General features: G+C 38.9%; 10 protein-coding genes. 6 read left to right on the top strand and 4 right to left on the bottom strand.

The genetic code is table 11. The annotated features are described in order from the left end of the window. Positions 1–87: 87 nt before the first annotated feature. Positions 88–912 (bottom strand): AraC family ligand binding domain-containing protein, encoded by an 825-nt coding sequence (locus tag CGICJO_RS10270; RefSeq protein ID WP_486498792.1) that lies wholly within the window; start codon positions 910–912, stop codon positions 88–90. A gap of 265 nt (positions 913–1,177) precedes the next feature. Between CGICJO_RS10270 and CGICJO_RS10265 the strand changes: the two genes are divergently transcribed. The 4 genes from CGICJO_RS10265 (at position 1,178) to CGICJO_RS10250 (ending at position 6,586) form a co-directional block, all read left to right on the top strand. After that, on the top strand, positions 1,178–3,364 hold the full coding sequence (locus CGICJO_RS10265; RefSeq protein ID WP_486498791.1) for an alpha-galactosidase: 2,187 nt from the start codon (positions 1,178–1,180) through the stop codon (positions 3,362–3,364). 309 nt (positions 3,365–3,673) lie between these two features. Next, positions 3,674–3,835 carry a PTS transporter subunit EIIB gene (locus tag CGICJO_RS10260; protein WP_486498790.1) on the top strand — a complete coding sequence of 54 codons (162 nt, stop codon included), beginning with the start codon at positions 3,674–3,676 and terminating at the stop codon, positions 3,833–3,835. Next, positions 3,814–5,097 carry a PTS transporter subunit EIIC gene (locus tag CGICJO_RS10255; protein ID WP_486498789.1) on the top strand — a complete coding sequence of 428 codons (1,284 nt, stop codon included), beginning with the start codon at positions 3,814–3,816 and terminating at the stop codon, positions 5,095–5,097. Before CGICJO_RS10260 ends, CGICJO_RS10255 begins: the two co-directional genes overlap by 22 nt. A 271-nt stretch (positions 5,098–5,368) precedes the next feature. Then, entirely contained in the window at positions 5,369–6,586 is a 1,218-nt protein-coding gene (locus tag CGICJO_RS10250) for a helix-turn-helix domain-containing protein (RefSeq protein WP_486498788.1), read from the top strand. 570 nt (positions 6,587–7,156) lie between these two features. Here the strand turns inward: CGICJO_RS10250 and CGICJO_RS10245 are convergent. Continuing rightward, positions 7,157–8,338, bottom strand: a complete 1,182-nt coding sequence (locus CGICJO_RS10245) for an IS110 family RNA-guided transposase (RefSeq protein WP_087376648.1) — start codon at positions 8,336–8,338, stop codon at positions 7,157–7,159. A 299-nt stretch (positions 8,339–8,637) separates the two neighbouring features. Between CGICJO_RS10245 and CGICJO_RS10240 the strand changes: the two genes are divergently transcribed. Continuing rightward, positions 8,638–14,871, top strand: coding sequence for an endo-alpha-N-acetylgalactosaminidase family protein (locus tag CGICJO_RS10240; protein WP_486498787.1), 6,234 nt, complete (start codon positions 8,638–8,640; stop codon positions 14,869–14,871). A 128-nt stretch (positions 14,872–14,999) separates the two neighbouring features. Here the strand turns inward: CGICJO_RS10240 and CGICJO_RS10235 are convergent, their stop codons facing one another. After that, positions 15,000–15,368 (bottom strand): PadR family transcriptional regulator, encoded by a 369-nt coding sequence (locus CGICJO_RS10235; protein WP_486498786.1) that lies wholly within the window; start codon positions 15,366–15,368, stop codon positions 15,000–15,002. Positions 15,369–15,853: 485 nt separating this feature from the next. On the opposite strand from CGICJO_RS10235, the gene CGICJO_RS10230 reads away from it, so the two are divergent. Then, on the top strand, positions 15,854–16,774 hold the full coding sequence (locus tag CGICJO_RS10230) for a peptidoglycan-binding protein (RefSeq protein ID WP_486498785.1): 921 nt from the start codon (positions 15,854–15,856) through the stop codon (positions 16,772–16,774). Positions 16,775–16,866: 92 nt separating this feature from the next. Here CGICJO_RS10230 and ppdK read toward each other — a convergent pair whose 3' ends face one another. Continuing rightward, positions 16,867–19,491 (bottom strand): pyruvate, phosphate dikinase, encoded by a 2,625-nt coding sequence (gene ppdK, locus CGICJO_RS10225; protein WP_486498784.1) that lies wholly within the window; start codon positions 19,489–19,491, stop codon positions 16,867–16,869. Positions 19,492–19,621 lie beyond the last annotated feature (130 nt).

Below are 19,621 nucleotides of genomic sequence, written 5' to 3'. Positions count from 1 at the left end.
AAACAATACATAAACATGTTGTTATATCTCTTCTTTTTATAACAAAACCGACATCAGCGAGAAATTGTTGATGTCGGTTTTGTTTTTTTATTTGTTTTTGTGTGTTTCTCTGTAATCTTTTGGGGACACGCTTTTTTTATTTTTGAATAGTCTGGAAAAATACAGAGAGTCGTCATATCCAACCGAACGTGAGATTGTTGATATTGGTAAATCCGTATGTACAAGAAGATCACAGGCTCTTTTTACTCTGAAATTCAAAAGGTATTCTTTTATTGAAACGCCAACGGCGGATTTGAAAAGTCTGTGGAGATAGGAACGGTCTATATTTAGAAAATCTGCAATACTCTGAACTGTTATTTCCCAAGAGTAGTTGGCTTCTATGTATTTTAATGCTTCATCTACATATTCGACACGTCGGTTTTCAACGGAATTTTCTTTGCTTGGAAATTTCTGTGCCAAAAGAAATAGATATCTGTATAGAATACTGTTCATTATTAAATCTCTGTTTTCAGTAAGCTGATAGGCTTCAAACATTTTTTCATAGCAGTTTAAAAATTCTTTGTCGGATTCGTAGGAAAAAACAGGACATTTTGTAAGAGAGGTTCTTGAAAGGTATTGTTTGATTTTAATGCCCTGAAATCCTATCCATGTGTATGTCCATGGGTCATCCTTGTCGGCTTCATAGTATATAAGTGAACCCGGCGTTATTAAAAAAGCCTCTCCTGCGGAAAGATGATAGGTTTTTCCGTTTGTTTCAAATATTCCTTTTCCCTCCAATATAAGGTGAATTAGATAGCCGCTGCGCAGAGCCGGACCATAGCTGTGTCCCGGAACACATGCCTCATATCCGCAGGTGTATACCATTGCATCAATATTTTGAGAAAAATCATTTGAAAAAACATAATCATGCATCAAACTCACTGCCTTAAAATTACTATTTGTGTAATAAATTATATCATTATTCGGTGTGCAGGGCAACAGATATATGTAATATTATAATTTAATACAATCAATAGGTTTATAAAAACTATTTAATATAACTATTGATTTGTGATGATATTAGTCACAAATCTGTATATAGAAACAACATTTGTCCATTTAATAAAATTTATTTACTGGTATAATGTAAGTAAATAAACAAACAGAAAACAAATATAAAAAGAAAGAGGGAATATAAATGGCAGTTATTTATAACGATGAAAAACAAATCTTTCATCTGCAAACCAAAGGCACGAGCTATGTTATGCAGGTTGTCAGAAACAAGTATCTTCTCCATTTATATTGGGGAAAACGAGTTCAAAATTACTGCGGAACAAGGTCAATAATCCTTAAAAACCGAGGTTTTGCGCCAAATCCTCAGGAAAATGACAGGGATTTTTCTCTTGATACTCTTCCTATGGAATATCCTCATGGGGGAAACGGTGATTTCAGAAGCTGCGCTTTTGGAATTAGGGAACAGAACGGTAGCAGAATTTGTGACCTTTCATATGTCGGCTACGAAATAATGAAGGGTAAACCAAAGCTTGAGGGACTTCCATGCTCTTTTGGTTCGGAGGAAGAGGTTTCAACACTAAAAATCCATATGAAAGATAAAATTTCAGGACTGAGCGTTTTTCTTCTGTACTCAGTTTTTGAAAATGCGGACGTTATAACACGCAGTGTGGTTTTTGAAAATCATGGAAACAGTCCTTTGACTCTTACAAAGATGCTGAGTATGTCTGTTGATTTCCGTGAAAGCGGTTTTAAGGTGATGACCTTGTATGGCGCACACAATAATGAAAGAAATGTGGATCTACGACCGCTTAAAAGCGGAATGGTACAGATTGAAAGTTTAAGAGGAACAAGCTCTCCGCAGCAAGCCCCTTTTATGGCACTATTAGAGGCAAATGCTTCAGAGGAATCAGGAAATATATATAGCGCAAATTTTGTGTATAGTGGTAATTTTACCGCCTTGGCACAGGCGGACTCCTTTGAAAATGTAAGATTTCAAATGGGTATGAACCCATGGAACGGTGAATGGTATCTTGAGCCCAACGAAAAATTTTTCATCCCAGAAACAGTAATGGTTTTCTCCTCACAGGGACTTAACGGAATGTCACAGATATACCATAACTTTTATCAGCATAATCTGATAAGAAGTAAATTTGCATTTCAGCCACGCCCTATACTCATAAATAATTGGGAAGCTACATTTTTTGATTTCAATGAAGATAAGCTGCTTGCCCTTGCTGATAAGGCGGCGCAGACAGGAATAGAGCTTTTTGCTTTGGATGACGGATGGTTTGGCCACAGAGATAATGACGACAGTTCCCTTGGCGACTGGGTCACAGATAAAAGAAAGCTGCCTTTGGGACTGTCTCATCTCTCCGACGAAATTCATAACAGAGGACTTAAATTCGGACTGTGGTTTGAACCTGAAATGATATCAAGAAACAGCGAGCTTTTTAGAAATCACCCTGAATATGCCCTTCACACAGAGGGACGCCCATATACTTTCGGCAGGGGACAGCTTGTTCTCGATTTGTCTAATGGTGAAGTTTGCCGCTATGTTATCGACAGTGTTTCAAAGGTTCTTAGAGAAACAAAAATCGACTATGTAAAGTGGGATATGAACAGACACCTCACTGATGTTGGAAGCATTAACTTTCCTATGGAAAGACAGGGAGAGATTTTTCACAGGTATGTTTTAGGACTGTATAAAATCTTAGAAGAGCTTACCACAGAGTTTCCGGACATACTTTTTGAAAGCTGTTCCAGCGGCGGGGGAAGATTTGACCCTGGTATGCTGTATTATATGCCGCAGACATGGTGCAGTGATAATACCGACGCAGTTTGCAGAATGAAAATTCAATATGCAACCTCATTTACATATCCGGTTGTTACTATGGGAGCTCATGTAAGCGAGGTGCCGAATCAGCAGACAGGCAGAGTTACACCTCTTCAGACAAGAGGACAAGTGGCAATGAGTGCAAATTTCGGTTATGAAATTGACCTTACAAAGCTTTCCTCTGAGGAACTTGACGAGATAAAGAAACAGGTTGCTTTTTATAAAGATATAAGAAATACAATCCAGTTTGGAAAATTCTACAGAATAAAAAGTCCATTTGATGAGAATGTTGCACAGTGGAATTTTGTTTCAGGCGACGGAAGTCAGGTTGTAGCTTTCCATTTTGAAATTTTAAGCCAGCCGGTAGCACCTATAAAGATATTAAAGCTTAAAGGGTTGGAAGCAGATGCCGTTTACCGTGATATTTCTACCGGTTATGAGTACGGAGGCGATGAGCTTATGTACAGCGGAATAAGTGTTCCCATTGAGAAAAAGGATTTCAGAAGTGTTTGCTTTAGATTTGTTAAAGTAAATTGATAATCGGCGTAAAGCCGTTAAATAAAGACTTTTCTGCCGAAAAAAGTCGTTTGCAGAAGCTGCCATAAAGCACAATAAAAATTTTTCTGTAAGCAAAACCAACACATTAAGAGAGGAGGTGCTTTGTTTCGGCAAACTGATTGAAAGAATTATGCTTGCAGTGCTCATTTCAGGAAATTATGAAAGGATAAACAGTCGGTACTAAACCGAAAGGGCAGCATTTCTGCGGTATTTCCTGAATGTGCAAATGAACAATAATTGTTTGTTTATATAAAGTACGGTAAAATAAAAATGTCAGAAGGAAACATAATGGACGCAAAAAAGCGAGAAAGATATGAAAGCATATCAAAAGAACTTACCGTGTTGGTCGGAGGAAAAGAAAACATCCAGGGTGTTGCCCACTGCGCCACAAGACTTAGAATAGTTTTGAAAATAACGACAGCGCAGATTTGGAGAAAATACGCAATGTAGAATTGGTAAAAGGCGTATTTGTTGCAGGAGACCAGGTGCAGATAATTTTCGGTGCAGGTCTTGTAAACGATGTTTATGAGGTTTTCGCAGAGTACAACAATATGAAAAACATGAGTCTCAGCGACCTTAAAACAGAAGCAAATAAGAAGATGAACCCTCTCCAGAGAATAATTAAGGCTCTGTCTGACGTGTTTATCGATATTATGCCGGGAATCCTTGCTGCGGCTTTGCTTACAGGTATTTCCGGAGTTTTGGGAAATTTTGAGTTCGTAGAAAGCAACGAAACACTTTTTGCAATAAACAAGCTTATCAACATTGCATCAGGCGCAATTTTTGGCTTCCTTCCTTTGGCTGTGGCTTACAGCGCAGTTAAAAGATTCGGCGGCCGTCCGATTTTGGGTATTGTAATAGGCTGTATAATGCTTTCACCAAGTCTTGCAGATGCGTATGCTGCGGCACAGGGAACAGTAGAGGTTACAACTCTCCATATATTTGGTTTAGGCGTAGATTTGGTAGGTTTCCAGGGCGGTATTATTGTTGCATTGCTTATGGGCTTTATCACAGCAAAACTCGATATCTTTTTTGAAAGAAAAATTCCTGAGGTCATCAGACTTCTTGTTTCACCGCTTCTCACAACACTTGTCAGTGCACTTCTCCTCTTTATAGTTGTTGGTCCTGTAGGACGTATGCTGGCTTCAGGTATTACAAACGGTCTTGTTTTTATGACACAAAACTTTGGCGCAATCGGATACGCTATATTCTCCGGTACACAACAGCTTATAGTAATTACAGGTCTTCACCATATTTTCGGAGCTATTGAGGCACAGTTATTGGTTGATACAGGACGAAACTTCCTAAATCCTCTTATGTCTGTGGCAATCATTGCTCAGGGCGGCGCTGTTTTGGGATATCTTATGCTTCACAGAAAGAGCGCAAAGGCAAAAGAGTTGTGCATACCGAGCTTCGTTTCCGTTCTTTTCGGTATAACAGAGCCTGCATTGTTCGGTATCAACGTAAGATTTAAGTATCCTCTTATAGGCGGATGTATCGGCGGAGCAATCGGTGGTCTTGTAGTTTATTTTGCAGATTTGGCAGCTCTTGGATTTGGTACTACTGTAGTTCCTGGAATTGCCTTGGCTGATCCGGCAAATAACGGCTATATTTGGTACATAGTTGCACATCTGACAGCTCTTGTGGCAGGTTTCCTGCTCACAATAATTTTAGGAAACTTTAAAAAAGATAATAAGTTAGAATCTGTTTAAAAACTTAAATCATCTGAATAAAATATAAAATAAAACGTGATATAATTTTATTGATAAAAATAGATATTATAACTAAAAATATTTATTTTAATACAAATTGAATTTTGAGAAGAAATAATTATGGGACAAAGTGATTTTTAAAGATTTTTAATATTTTTGTACTGATAATTTTGTATAAAATTGTTTAATTATCATAATTGATTGTACTTGAATTACTATGAATAAATAATGTAAAATCTTTTTATATAAGATGTTTTAAGGAGGCAGTCATATGAAAAATATGAATGATTTGCTTTTAGGACTTGAATTGTTCTACAGGTCTTCAAATTGTTATATATCAATTTTTAATATGAAAGATAATAATATTTTTTGGAGCTGTTCAAATGATTTTTCTGCATTTTTTAAAGAGGTTTTTCAGCGTCCATATATTAAGTTTGGCGATAAGCCAAAAATATTTTTAATTAACGGATTAGAGCTCATAGCTGTATTTAAGTTTTCTATATTTAATGAAGAGTTTGCGGTTCTTTTGGGGCCGGTTTTTACCACTGACCCTTTTAATGATTCTGGACTGTTCGGAAAAACATTGTACTTGGTTACAGAAGGAGATACCAAAAAAATAAAGGACTATTTATACAAGGTAAAGATTTCCGATAAACAGAGTTTTATAGATGATTTGTTCCTCTGTTATTTTATGCTTACAGGAAATACTATGGAGAATGAATATAATATAGAGGAAAAAATCATTTATAAAAGTATAAACAGAGATATAGAAAAAAGAATTTTTGAGATGAGGGAAGAGGAAGAACCAGACTATTTTCCATTTGAAAGGCAGGAAACAGTTCTTTCAGCTATAACAAGCGGTGATGTGAAGAGAGCAAAAGAATTGTGTAAAACATTTTTGTGTTTTAAGCCTTTTAAAAGATGTGATGACAACCTTACCTCAAGTAAAATCCGCTATATGTCTGCTATGCTTGTCATTTACAGACAAGCTATACTTTTCGGCGTTGATGAAACACATTCTGCGGCGATTTATAAAGAATTTTGCAAAAAAATTTCATATGCCAAAAATGAATTGGAAATGAAAAATTTATTTTTATCTGTAGTTGTAGAGTACACTCAAAAAATATCAGACTCAAATGTTTATAAAGTTGATATCAGAAAGGTAAATCCGGCGGTAAAAAAAGCCGTAAGCTATATCAGCCAGCATTTGCACAGCTATATATCCGTATATGATATCTGCTGTTACTGTGCGGTCAGCGAATCTTATCTAAGAATAAATTTCAAACATGATTTAGGAAAAAGTATTGTTGACTTTATAAATGAGCAAAAAATCAGGGAATCTAAGATACTTTTGAAAAACACGGATTATACAATAGCTGAGATTTCCGGTTATCTGTCTTTTTCTTCTCCAAGCTATTTTGCTAATCTGTTTAAGAAGTATTGCGGAAAAACTCCCCGTGAATACAGAAATTTGATAGATAAATGTTGAATTTTAATTAAATAAATCGAATATTGTTAGTATTGCAGCCCTCTCTATGTTATAATTCTAAACATAAGAGGGTTGTTATTTTACACAAAAAAATCATTATAATTTACTGAAAAATGTACAGTATAATATTTATTTAGCTTAAATTATTGCTATTACTAAATATAAAAGTAAAAAATAAGAAAAAAGTGTGATTTAAAGCTGAAAAGATAGTTATATGTTAAATACTATATGAATATTGTCCGATTTGCCTTGTTTAGCTTAAAACATATCATATAGAGAAAGGAGTATTAAAGATTTTTAAATGAGCAGAGAGGAAATCGGATATTTATAGAATTTTTGGTGGTTATATGTGTGATGAGTTAAAACCGACATAAGAGGAGGCATAAATTTATATCGTAAACAAATATTTTAGTGTAAATTTTTTATTTATTTCTTTGTTTAATCTGAAAGACCAACTATAAAAAGTCAATAGGAAAAATAAAAAAATAACGAATAAGGGATGAAAAAATATGCAAGACAAAAAGACCTGAACAAAAAGTCCAAGTCGATGGATAAGTGGGTATAAAAAGATTATTTAAATTGAGGGACGTAAGCGGTATTGTATTTCAAAACAGCAAAAATGGTGTTACAAAGCTTTCTGGCAACAGCACCAACAGCAGTAAGATGATGCTTGCCCTCGGATCGCTTTTTTTGATAAAAAGCCGAGAAAACCGGATCATGAAAGGCTGCAATCAAGGCAGCCTGAAACAGAGCTTTGCGCAAATAGGGAGAGCCACGCTTACTCATTTTGTTATTGGTGGATTGGTATTCACCGGATTGGCTGACAGAAGCGTCTATACCTGCATAAGCAGCAAGCTTGGAAGCGTTTGAAAAGCGAGAGATATCACCGATCTCTCCTAAAATAACAGCGGCGTTAATATTGCCTACACCCGGTACAGTCATAATAGGAGAATTAATTTTATCAAGGATAACTTTGATTTCTGCTTCCACATCACATACCTGAGCGTCAATAAATTTAATCTGCTCAATTAAAAGCCGAAGCTGTAAAGAGAAGCTATCCTGACAGAACTTCAGTCCGAAAGAACTTGCTGCGAGCTCTGAAATCTGAGTGATTTTGTTTTTGGCAAAACCCTTAAAAGAGACCTTTTTGAGCACGTTTTCAAGCTGTTCAGAAGAGATGTTTTCAAAATCATCCGCAGTCTGAAAGTGCGAAAGAAGTTCTTTAGAGGTTTCGCCGAAAACATCTGAAAAAGCAGTGTGATATTCTGGGAACACCTGGTCAAGAACACAGATTACCTTGCGCTTCAAGTCTGAAATGGACGAAACAAGATAAGTGCGAAAGCGTGACAGATTACGCAGTGACATTGTGTCTTCATCTGACAGTGAGGTTTCAACAAAATCACCGTAGCGTATCAAATCAGCAATGAGAACAGAATCGATGAAATCTGTTTTACGCTTTCTGATTTCAGTCCCTTTTCGCCAGCCGTCAGTTTGAATAGGATTAACGACATGAACAACAAATCCATTTTCAACAAGAAATGAGTAAATCGAAAGCCAATAATGACCGGTAGCCTCCATTCCTATTTCAACTTCTGATTGATTATTGATATGTACTGATAATTTTTCAATCAGGCTGTTTGCGCCTTCGGTTGTGTTTGAAAACGAGAATGCTTTGAATAATGGTTTTGCCGTTTCATCAATAAGAGAAGCAACATGAGTATTTTTGCCGATATCAATTCCGAGATAAAGCATAACATTCACCTAAATAAACAGATTTTAGATAGTTCCTCTTATCTGATAAACGTTACTGCCTTGTTCTATATTCGAAGTACGGCAATCAGCCGTCAACATCCAACTTATTCGTAATCTGTTTATCAGAAAGAGGTGTCAGTCTTTCCAGTACGGAGTAGCTTTTGGCTCCCCAAGGAGAATACGACATCCTCTATCTAATAACTACAATTATACAACATTATGTTGAATAATTATACAGTTGATTTTGGGAGATAGGCTCCCTTATCAACCTAAATTTATTATACAAGGAGAAACTAAAGATGAGATCCACAATAAAAATCAGGAAAATAACGGCGCTATTGTTAGCTGTTATTATGCTGCTTGGTCAGAGCGCCGCCGTGTCAGCGGCGGATAATGACCCGGCCGATGAGAATTACGGCTGGAAAGTTGAGCAATTTGGAAAAATAGGAGAGATTACTGTTCCTGAAGGTGGTATGGAATACTATGAAGACGGCTTCAAGGAAACACATACTCCTTTTTATCAGGCCGGTACTTCTTCAATAGTTATTTATAACGAAAATGCCCCGGAGCTTACAAATAGCGTTTGGGAATTTGATTTGATTTTTCAAGATGATGTTCAGAAATGTAGAATAGGGTTTTTCCCCAGATTTCAGGATCCTCAAAACTGCGGAGGTATAGCAATTGATACAGTTGCTTCTTTGCAGGCATCCACTATGCAGGGAGGCAGTGAGTCTTGGCCTGCACTTGCAAACGATACTGGATTTTCTATTGAGCACAACAGGGAATACCATTTTAAGTTTTTAACTGATGAAACATCAATAAAAATGTACGTTGACGGAAAGCTTATTACCCAGCGTACCCAAATGAACAATCTGCCTGCGTCAGGAAAATACGCATTTAGAATTTGGGGTATTGCAGATGCCGAAAAGGGGCAGAAATATGTTCAAGTTTCAAATATGCGTTTTGCTGAATACAAAAAATCCCAGGCTGACAAGACAGATTTTGAAATTCAGTCATCAGACTGGGGACTTTCAGATGTTGAAATTCCTTTAACTTTGGCACAGGATGATACTGTTACAGCTGTTAAAAACGGAGTTGAAGCTTTGGCAGCAGATACAGATTACACATTGTCAGAAAATAAACTTGTTATCAGCAAAGACTATATTGCAAAGCAAGTCGATACTTTTTCTTTAAATATAGAGTTTGACGGCGGCTCTCAGTCACAGGTAACATTTACAAAGAAGGTTCCTTTTGAACAGTTCGAGTATGTTATGGACTTTACAACCCAGCAGGAGGGAGTTGTTCAGAAGGGCGGTTCCGGTACTATTGAGTATACCGAAGACGGACTTCATATAAAGGGCGGAACTACACTACACTTTGAAAACGCACCACTTGCTGAGAACGGAGAAATAGAACTTGTTTTTGAAGAACTCAACGACGACGGCGGTGTTGGCTTCCTTTACAGAATAAACGGCGATGTTTGGCAGTCTGTTTATAATGCAAATTCATCACGTTATCAGTATGATACAAGCCTTTGGAATTACCGTTCAAATAAGATATCATCCTACCAGATTTTGGAGGACGGTACACCTATCTTTAAGAGAAACGGATATAACCACACATTGAAGCTCAGATATGTGGGCAATACCGTTACAATGTGGCTTGATGGTCAGCATATGAAGGATATCAGAATAGCCTCAATGGATTCTCTCAAGGGTATCATAGGTCTCAGCACTGAGGGCGCTACAGAGATAATTCTGAAAAAAGTCACATATAAAAATATAGACAATCTCCAACTTTCAGAATCAAGCGAAGAAAAAACAATAAGCTTGGGAGATATGAGTGTAAAGCTTGCCGCTGATTTCCCAAGAGTAATCAGCTATGAGCTTAACTCAAAGACAATGTACGGTTCACAGCTTGCTAAAAGCTATGTTTCAATAAACGGATGGGATTATCCGGCAACTGCTGAAATTTCAGAAGAAACAGAAACCTCTGTAACTTATAATGTTAAGGTCGAAGAAATTGGCGTTTCTTTCGATGTAGTGTACACTGTTTTGGAAAATAATGTTCTGGATATGAGAATTAAGAATATTGCAGATGACAGCTTTACAGTTTATACAATCGGATTCCCGGAACAACCTTTGATTTCTGCAAACAGCAGTCAAAGCGGTGCAAAACTCGACGCATCTATGGGCGCATCTGACGTACATCTTGACCTTACAAAGAACAGCGAAGATAAGGTTTTGAACACAGTATGCACAATTCCTGTAATTACCACTGATGAGCTCTCAGCTTCAATGGCAAATAATGTTCTCAACAACCTTTCTGAGTTTACATACAGAAGCTTTGATATGGAAGACGGAACTACAACAACAGGTTTCTGGAATACTGAATTCCTTTATAAGGGACTTGACGGCGCAAGAATGTATGAGGATGAGGACTTGTACTGCCAGGTTGTACTTACAGAGGATACAAATGAAGACGGAATAATGGATTGGCAGGATGGCGCAAATGCCCTCAAGACAATTATAGATGATAAAATTGTGGGCGGAGAAACAGTACGCAACAGCACTATCCATGTTGGTTACAACTTCTCCAGCGTTGTTCAGCATCCTTTCCTTAAAGTTGCAGATAACATGAAGCGTTTGAGCAATTACATGGACGGCTTCGGTCAGATTCTTGTATTTAAGGGTTATGCAAACGAAGGTCACGATAGCGGACATGCTGACTATGCAGACATAAACCAGCGTGCCGGCGGAGCCGAGGACATGCAGCTTCTCACAGAGATAATCGAGGATATAGACGGTGTTATGGGTATCCATATCAACCATTCCGAGGCATATCCGGAAGCTAAAATGTTCACAGATGAAACAATGACCACAAGAAACGGCTGGCAGTGGCTTGACCAGTCAAAATATATCCGCCGTGAGGTTGATATTTTAAACGGAGGCATGGATTCAAGACTTGATGAAATGTTTGAAAAGGTTCCGGGAATAGGCTTTGTTTATGTTGATACATATCGTGATGACAGATATGCAGCAGCAAGACTTGCACAGAATCTTTCAGATGAGCACGGCGTTATCATGGGTACAGAGGACGGCGTGAAGTTTGACCGTTGGACTGCATGGGTTCACTGGCCATCAATAGGCGATGGTATGCACAGATTTGTATATCATCAGGATAAGGATGTTTACAGCGGCAGCAACCTTTTCAGAGGCGGTTATAACAGAAGCGGCGGCTCAGGATTTATGAGCTGGCAGCATACAAATAATATTAACGATACAGTTAAGATGTTCTATACAAGTCAGCTTCCTCAGAAATATCTCATGCATTATGATGTTAGAAAGATGACATCAAACGAGGCTATATTTGAGGGCAATGTACGCTCTGTAAATAACAGCGGCACAAATGAGATTTATAAGGATGGAAACCTTATTGCTAAGGGTGATTTGGTATTTATTCCTTGGTATGCAGAGGACAGCGAAACAAAGAACCCTGATGAAGCAGCTAAGATTTATCACTGGAATCCATCTTCATCAACCACAGAATGGACTCTTCCGGCAGGATGGGAAAATCAGACAACAGTTAAGCTTTACAAAACAACACAGAACGGCAAAGTATTTGTTGAAGAAATTGAAGTAAAAGACGGAAAGGTTTCAATAAATGCTCAGGCAAATACTCCTTATGTTATTTACAAAGGAAACGAGGATGTAGCTCCTGACGTTACTAAGTGGAGTGAGGGAAGTCCTATCAAGGATACAAGCTTCAACTCAAGAGACTTCTCAATCTGGCAGGCAAGCTCTGAAAGCGGAGAAACAGACCATATTACAATCGAAGACGACAGCAACGGCGTTGCTATTGTAAATATCAGAGGAGCAGAGGACGGAAGCCTCAGCCAGACAATGACAGGTCTTGTTCCTGGACAGAAATACAGAGTATCTGTATGGACAGGCGCTACAAACGGAAAAACTTCACGTTTGACAGTTGTAAACAATGACGGAACAGAGTATGAAAACTATACTGAAAATACAGTAAGACAGAGCTATCTCCTTGACCACTATTCTCAGGGCAAGATGATGCAGAGAATATGGGTTGACTTTGTAGCAACAGGCGAAACAGCTGAGATTATACTTTCAGCCGACAAGAGCGGTGATAACGGTCTTGTTCAGTTCATGGAAACAAGAATTGTTAAGACAGACGCTTCTGAACTTCCTGAGGGATATGCAGCATATGAAGATTTTGAGCATGTTGACCAGGCTCACGGAATATTTGTTCCTGAGTCAAGAGAGGAACATTCTCACCTTTCACAGACTCATGAGGGATACACAACCGATACTATAAGCGGCGAGTGGTCACTTAAAATGGGTACAAGCTTCAGAACACTTCCATCAACTGTAAGACTTCTTCCTAACACAAAATACACAATGGAGTTTAAGACAATAGGAAGCGGAAACGTTTCAGTATTCTCAGAAACTACAAATGTGAAGGTTCTCGACTATAACTTTGAAGAGGGAGAAAACAAGGTTGAATTTACAACAGACGGAAGCAAAGACACCGTAATCAGATTTGCAGGCAACGGCGTTATGGACGGAGCAAAGCTTATCCTTGATGACTTTATGGTTTATTCAATTGTAGACAACACACCTCCTACAGTTCCTGAGAATCTCAAGGGCGAAAGCGTAAACGGAAGCGTTGTAAACCTTACATGGGACGCATCAACAGATGAGGATACAGGTATTTCCGGATACAATATTTACAGAAACGGAGAACTTATTGATTCAACAACAGAAACAAGCTATACTGACAACAATGTTGCAGAGTTCACAGTTTATAATTACAGCGTATCTGCAATAAATTTAGGTACTACAGAAAGTGACAAGTCTGCAGAAATCAAAGTAGCTGTTGGAAATGACAACAGCTTGCCGGTTCTCACAGGAATTAAACCTATCAGCAATGATAAGTTCGTTGTTACATTCAGCAAGGCTATGGATAAGGAATCCGCTGAAAAAACAGAGAATTACATCGTTTCTGACGGTTTGAAAGTTACAAGCGCAGTTCTCGGAGATGACCTTAAATCAGTAACTCTCACAATCGAGGGCGTAACAAGTGATACAAACGCAGTTTTGTACACAGAGAATATTGCAGATAATACAATATCAAAGAACATATGCAGTTCTGCTTCAACAGTTACAGTTTCACTTTTGTCACGCTGGTATAAGATGGATGAAACAGACGGCGACACAGCATATGACTTTACAGGAAACGAAAACGGTGTTAAAGCCGGAAAATATAATTACACCGAAGGTAAAAACGGATATGCAATGACATTTAACGGCGGAGAAAAAATCCAGCTTGGAGATACTTTGTTTAACGAAAGCGACAACTGGACAATCTCAACATGGTTCAATGTTACCGGAGAAACAGGACAGTCACAGACTATACTCAGCAACAACACCAGTGGTGACGCTTCAAGTAAGGGTATGTGGTTCTACATCAACGGAGGAAGCAAGAAACTCTGCGTTTCTCTCAGTGACAGCAACGGAAACGGTTCTATTTACCTTGAAACACCACAGGCAGTAAGTCTCAACACCTGGAATCATACTGCATTGGTTAAGGATGGAGATACATTAAGACTCTATCTCAATGGCGTACTTGCAGGAGAAAAGTCAATAGCAGGACTTTCTACAAAGAATTGTCCAAACAATGTTAGAATCGGCGGAAACTTCAACGGTTCAGGTTCTTTCCTCCACGGATTTAAGGGAGCAATGGACGATTTCAGAGTATTCGCTTCAGCTCTTGACGAAAGCCAGGTTGTAAATGAATATGAAAAGGTTTATGATGTTCCTACAATTTCAGGTGACAAATTCTATTATGACAAGTCACTTGGCGGAGATTTACAGATAGATGTAAATTACAACGGATATACTACAGAAAGCGTTATTTGCGGCGAAGAAGAGCTTTTGAACAATGCTGTAACAGTAACACCTAACGGTTTTGTGTTTGCTGAAAATTGGTTAAATAATATTGACGGCGAATGCACAGTAGAAGTTACATTTATAAAGGGCGAAGACAGCCAGGTTATCAGCTTTAACATAGAGGCTATTGCTTCCCCGTTAAAGCCTGATAAGTCAGAACTCTTCTTCCTCAAGGCAGAAGCAGAAGAACTTGATAACGTCTATACAGTTAACAGTTACAAGGCTCTTCAGGAGAAGATTGCACTTGCTGAGCAGATTATTGCAAATCCTGATGCAACTGAGTCAGATATAACAGAGGCTGTAAATCAGCTCACCGCAGCAATGGAAGGCCTTAAATACAATAAGGGCGACGTTAACGGTGACGGAAAAATTGATATTATTGATACTTCCTTGATTCAGACATACATTATTCGTAAGGAAGTTTCAGGAGATTTCTACCTTGATCCTGCTGATTCTGACGGAAATGGTACAATAAATATTCTTGATGCTACAATGACACAGCTTGTAGCTTCAGGTAATATGATAATAAACGACGACGGTGATATAGTAAAAGCATAAAGATAAGTGTTATTTGCCATATTTAACCTCTTTATTAAATCACATGAGGCTGCAGCTTTTGGCTGCAGCCTCATTATTTATATGAATAATAAAAACGCCTATGAAATACACAGGCGTTTAGTGTTAGTTTAATTTTCTAAATGTTCGTAATCGTCGGCCATATTTATTTCGTGAGCAGCAAATACACGGTTCATGCCATCGATTACCTTTTGATAGCTTTGGCGCATTTCAGCAAGGTATTCCATACCGCTAGGCTCAATGTGATAATAGATACGCGTTCTTTTTTTACCTACGGTTTTTGAATATTCGCTTATTTTGCCTTCCTTTTCAAGTTTGTAAGCTGCCGTATAGATGGTGTTTTGAGACAATGAAAGAAAACCTTCTGAAAGCCTTTGGATATCCTTTACAATCTCATACACATAACAGTCTTTTTCAGAAAGCAAAAGCAAAATTATCAAGTCAGTTATTCCGTTTTGAAACTGGTTTCTGCTTATCATATTTTCCCTCCGTTTTCATCATATACTAATATTATTCTAACACCTAATTACATATTTTGCAATAAAAATACAAAATAAATGTTTTTATTTAACAAAAAAATAAAGTGTATGTTAATATTATTTTATAAAAAAATAAATAAATTTTATTTAATTGAAGCACGTGTTTTTTATGGTAATAACTATCATTTAAAGTTTAGTAATAAGATATTACTGAAAATATTAAGGATATTAAATTTAAAGAAACGCTGAAATTTATTTTATAAAAATATAGGTGAAAAAAGATGATAGATAAACTTATAAAATAAAGACAATGAGAAAGATAAAGTTGCTATGGCAGTTAAATAGTAATAATTATTAAAATTATGAATTACAAAACTTCTTTATAGAAATTTATAATCTATAAAGAAGTTTATTTTTTTATGTATAATAAACGGTTTACCGTAATACATTTCTATAGTTATATAAATTTTAAGGAGATATGTATTATGGCTAATATAAGGGATAATTTTGTTAAAACAGCTCAGAATTATATAGGAACCGGCTGCAAGATATTCAATGATTACTTTGGTATGCCTGCCGGAACTCCGTGGTGTGCAGAATTTGTATCAAAATGCGCAGCTGATGTGGGGTTGATAAACAAATGCTTTGTAAAGGTTTTAGGTGCTGGGGATATTCCAAGATACGGTGTGGCTAAAGGTTACGGAAAATGGTTTGAAGGACACGAGGCAATTCCTCAGCCCGGTGACGCTGTGGTGTTCACGTGGAACGGACTTGGATATTTTCCGGGACATGACAAATATTTCAGCGACCATGTGGGTATAGTTGAGTACGTTGAGGGAAACACGGTACATACTATAGAGGGTAACGCCAACGGTTCAAATACTTCTTCTACAGTATGCAGAAAAACTTATCCACTTTATTCAGGAAGAATTAACGGCTATTACAGACCTAACTGGAGTCTTGCCGACCAATCTTACAATGAAACCAATACTGGAACTGTGATGATGGACGCAAAAACCAAAGCTATTAAAGAGGTACAGCTGTGGTTAAACAGAAAGTTTGGAACAGTCTGCGATATGGATGGGGAATACGGCCCAAAGACAAAGGCGGCTATTGTCTGTTCATTGCAAAGCTTTTTAAATGTCACCTATAAAGCCGGTTTGGTTGCTGACGGAATTATGGGGGTTAAAACCAAGAACGCCTGCAAACTTTTAAAAATGGGGGATAAGGGCGACTATGTGAAAATTTTACAGTCAATTTTAATTTGTCGTGGATATAATACCAATGGTTATGACGGAGAGTTTGGAGAGCAGACAAAAATTGCTGTTTTAGATTTTCAAAAGAAGAACAACCTTGAAGCAGATGGAATAGCCGGTCCAAACACGTTCGCCGCTTTGCTGTGGTAATTTTTTAACGAAAGCAAAAAAACAGGCATACCGCAATGCGATATGCCTGTCCGTTATTCAGAAGTTAATCTGAAATTAAATTTTAGTTTTGATTACTTATTCTTGATAGCTGCCTGAGCTGCTGCAAGTCTAGCAATCGGCACACGGAATGGTGAGCAAGATACATAGTTGAGACCAACCTTATGGCAGAACTCAATTGTTGTTGGGTCGCCGCCGTGCTCGCCGCAGATACCGAGCTTGATGTCAGGACGTGTAGCTCTACCGAGCTCAGCTGCCATCTTAACAAGCTTGCCTACGCCAACCTGGTCGAGTCTTGCGAATGGATCGTTCTCATAAATCTTGTGCTCATAGTAAGCATTGAGGAACTTACCAGCGTCATCACGGCTGAAGCCGAATGTCATCTGAGTAAGGTCGTTAGTACCGAATGAGAAGAACTCTGCTTCCTTAGCAATCTCATCAGCTGTAAGAGCAGCTCTTGGGATCTCGATCATTGTACCAACCTTGTACTTGAGCTCTGCGCCAGCCTCAGCGATAACAGCGTCAGCAGTCTTAACAACTACGTCCTTAACGAACTTAAGCTCTTTAACTTCGCCTACGAGAGGAATCATGATCTCTGGAACGATGTTGTAACCCTTGCTTGCGTTAACAGCCAAAGCAGCCTTAATAACAGCTCTTGTCTGCATTGCAGCGATTTCTGGGTATGTTACTGCGAGACGGCAGCCACGGTGACCCATCATTGGGTTGAACTCGTGGAGAGAAGCGATGATAGCCTTAATCTCTTCAACTGTCTTACCCTGTGTATTAGCGAGGAGTTCGATGTCCTTCTCTTCTGTTGGAACGAACTCGTGGAGAGGAGGATCGAGGAATCTGATTGTAACAGGATTTCCTTCAAGAGCAATGTAGAGCTGCTCGAAGTCGCCCTGCTGCATTGGCTCAAGCTTTGCAAGAGCTTTCTCTCTCTGCTCAACTGTATCGGAGCAGATCATCTCTCTGATAGCAGCAATTCTGTCTGTCTCGAAGAACATGTGCTCTGTACGGCAAAGACCGATACCCTGTGCACCAAACTTAACTGCCTGAGCAGCATCCTTTGGTGTATCAGCATTTGTTCTAACCTGGAGAGTTCTGTATTTATCAGCAAGGTCCATAATTCTTCCGAAGTCGCCGCCGATTGAAGCAGGAACTGTAGGAATAGCCTCGCCGTAGATGTTACCTGTAGAACCGTCGAGAGAAATGTAATCGCCCTCAACATATGTTCTGCCAGCAAGCTCGAACTTCTTGTTCTCTTCGTCCATCTTGATTTCGCCGCAGCCGGATACGCAGCATGTACCCATACCACGAGCAACAACAGCAGCGTGAGATGTCATACCGCCTCTAACTGTGAGGATACCCTGTGCATAATGCATACCTTCGATATCTTCTGGAGATGTCTCAAGACGAACAAGTACAACCTTCTCGCCCTTTTCGCCCTGTGCTACTGCATCTTCAGCTGTGAATACAATCTTACCGCAAGCAGCGCCTGGGGAAGCAGGAAGAGCATGAGCAACTGGCTTTGCAGCCTTAAGTGCTGCAGCGTCGAACTGTGGGTGGAGGAGAGCGTCAAGCTGCTTAGGATCGATCATGAGGAGAGCTTCTTCTTCAGAAATCATGCCCTCGTCAACGAGATCGCAAGCAATCTTAAGAGCAGCAGCAGCTGTTCTCTTACCATTTCTTGTCTGGAGCATATAGAGTTTCTTATCCTGGATTGTGAACTCCATATCCTGCATATCACGGTAGTGATTCTCAAGGATACCGCAGATCTTTACGAACTGCTCGTAAACCTCAGGCATAACTTCCTGAAGCTGTGCGATTGGCTGTGGTGTTCTAACACCAGCAACAACGTCTTCGCCCTGTGCGTTCATAAGGAATTCGCCCATGAGTTTCTTCTCACCTGTAGCGGGGTCACGTGTAAATGCAACACCTGTACCGGATGTATCGCCCATGTTACCGAAAGCCATCATCTGAACGTTAACAGCTGTACCCCATGAGTACGGGATTTCGTTCTGCATTCTGTAGAAGTTTGCACGTGGGTTGTCCCATGAACGGAAAACAGCCTTAACAGCGCCCATCAACTGCTCCTTAGGATCAGTTGGGAAGTCTGTGCCGATCTTCTCCTTGTACTCAGCTTTGAACTGATTTGCAAGCTCTTTAAGATCTTCAGCTGTAAGCTCAACGTCCTGAGTTACACCCTTCTTCTCTTTCATCTCATCGATGAGTTCTTCAAAATATTTCTTGCCGACTTCCATAACAACGTCGGAATACATCTGGATAAATCTTCTGTAGCAGTCCCAAGCCCAACGAGGATTGCCTGATTTAGCAGCGAGTACTTCTACAACTTCTTCATTAAGACCAAGGTTGAGGATTGTGTCCATCATACCGGGCATGGAAGCTCTTGCACCTGAACGAACGGAAACGAGGAGAGGATTCTCCTTATCACCGAATTTCATACCTGTGATCTCTTCCATCTTAACGATGTTCTCCATGATCTCTGCCTGGATTTCATCATTAATCTTTCTGCCGTCCTCATAATACTGAGTACAAGCCTCTGTTGAAATAGTAAAGCCCTGTGGAACAGGAAGACCGAGTTTTGTCATCTCAGCAAGGTTAGCACCTTTACCGCCGAGAAGCTCTCTCATAGAGCCGTCGCCCTCTGAGAATAAGTAAACATACTTGTGGCCCATTGTAAAAACCTCCTTAATAAATTCCGCTTGAATGTACTTGTACGACAAAAGCGCACGTACATCCCTAAGCCTATTTAGTATTATAACAAACTTTTGCAAAAATAGCTATATGTTTTTACAAATTTTTCTG

It is taken from the genome of Candidatus Limousia pullorum, assembly GCF_057405065.1.
This window is presented reverse-complemented; position numbering and strand designations above follow the sequence as displayed.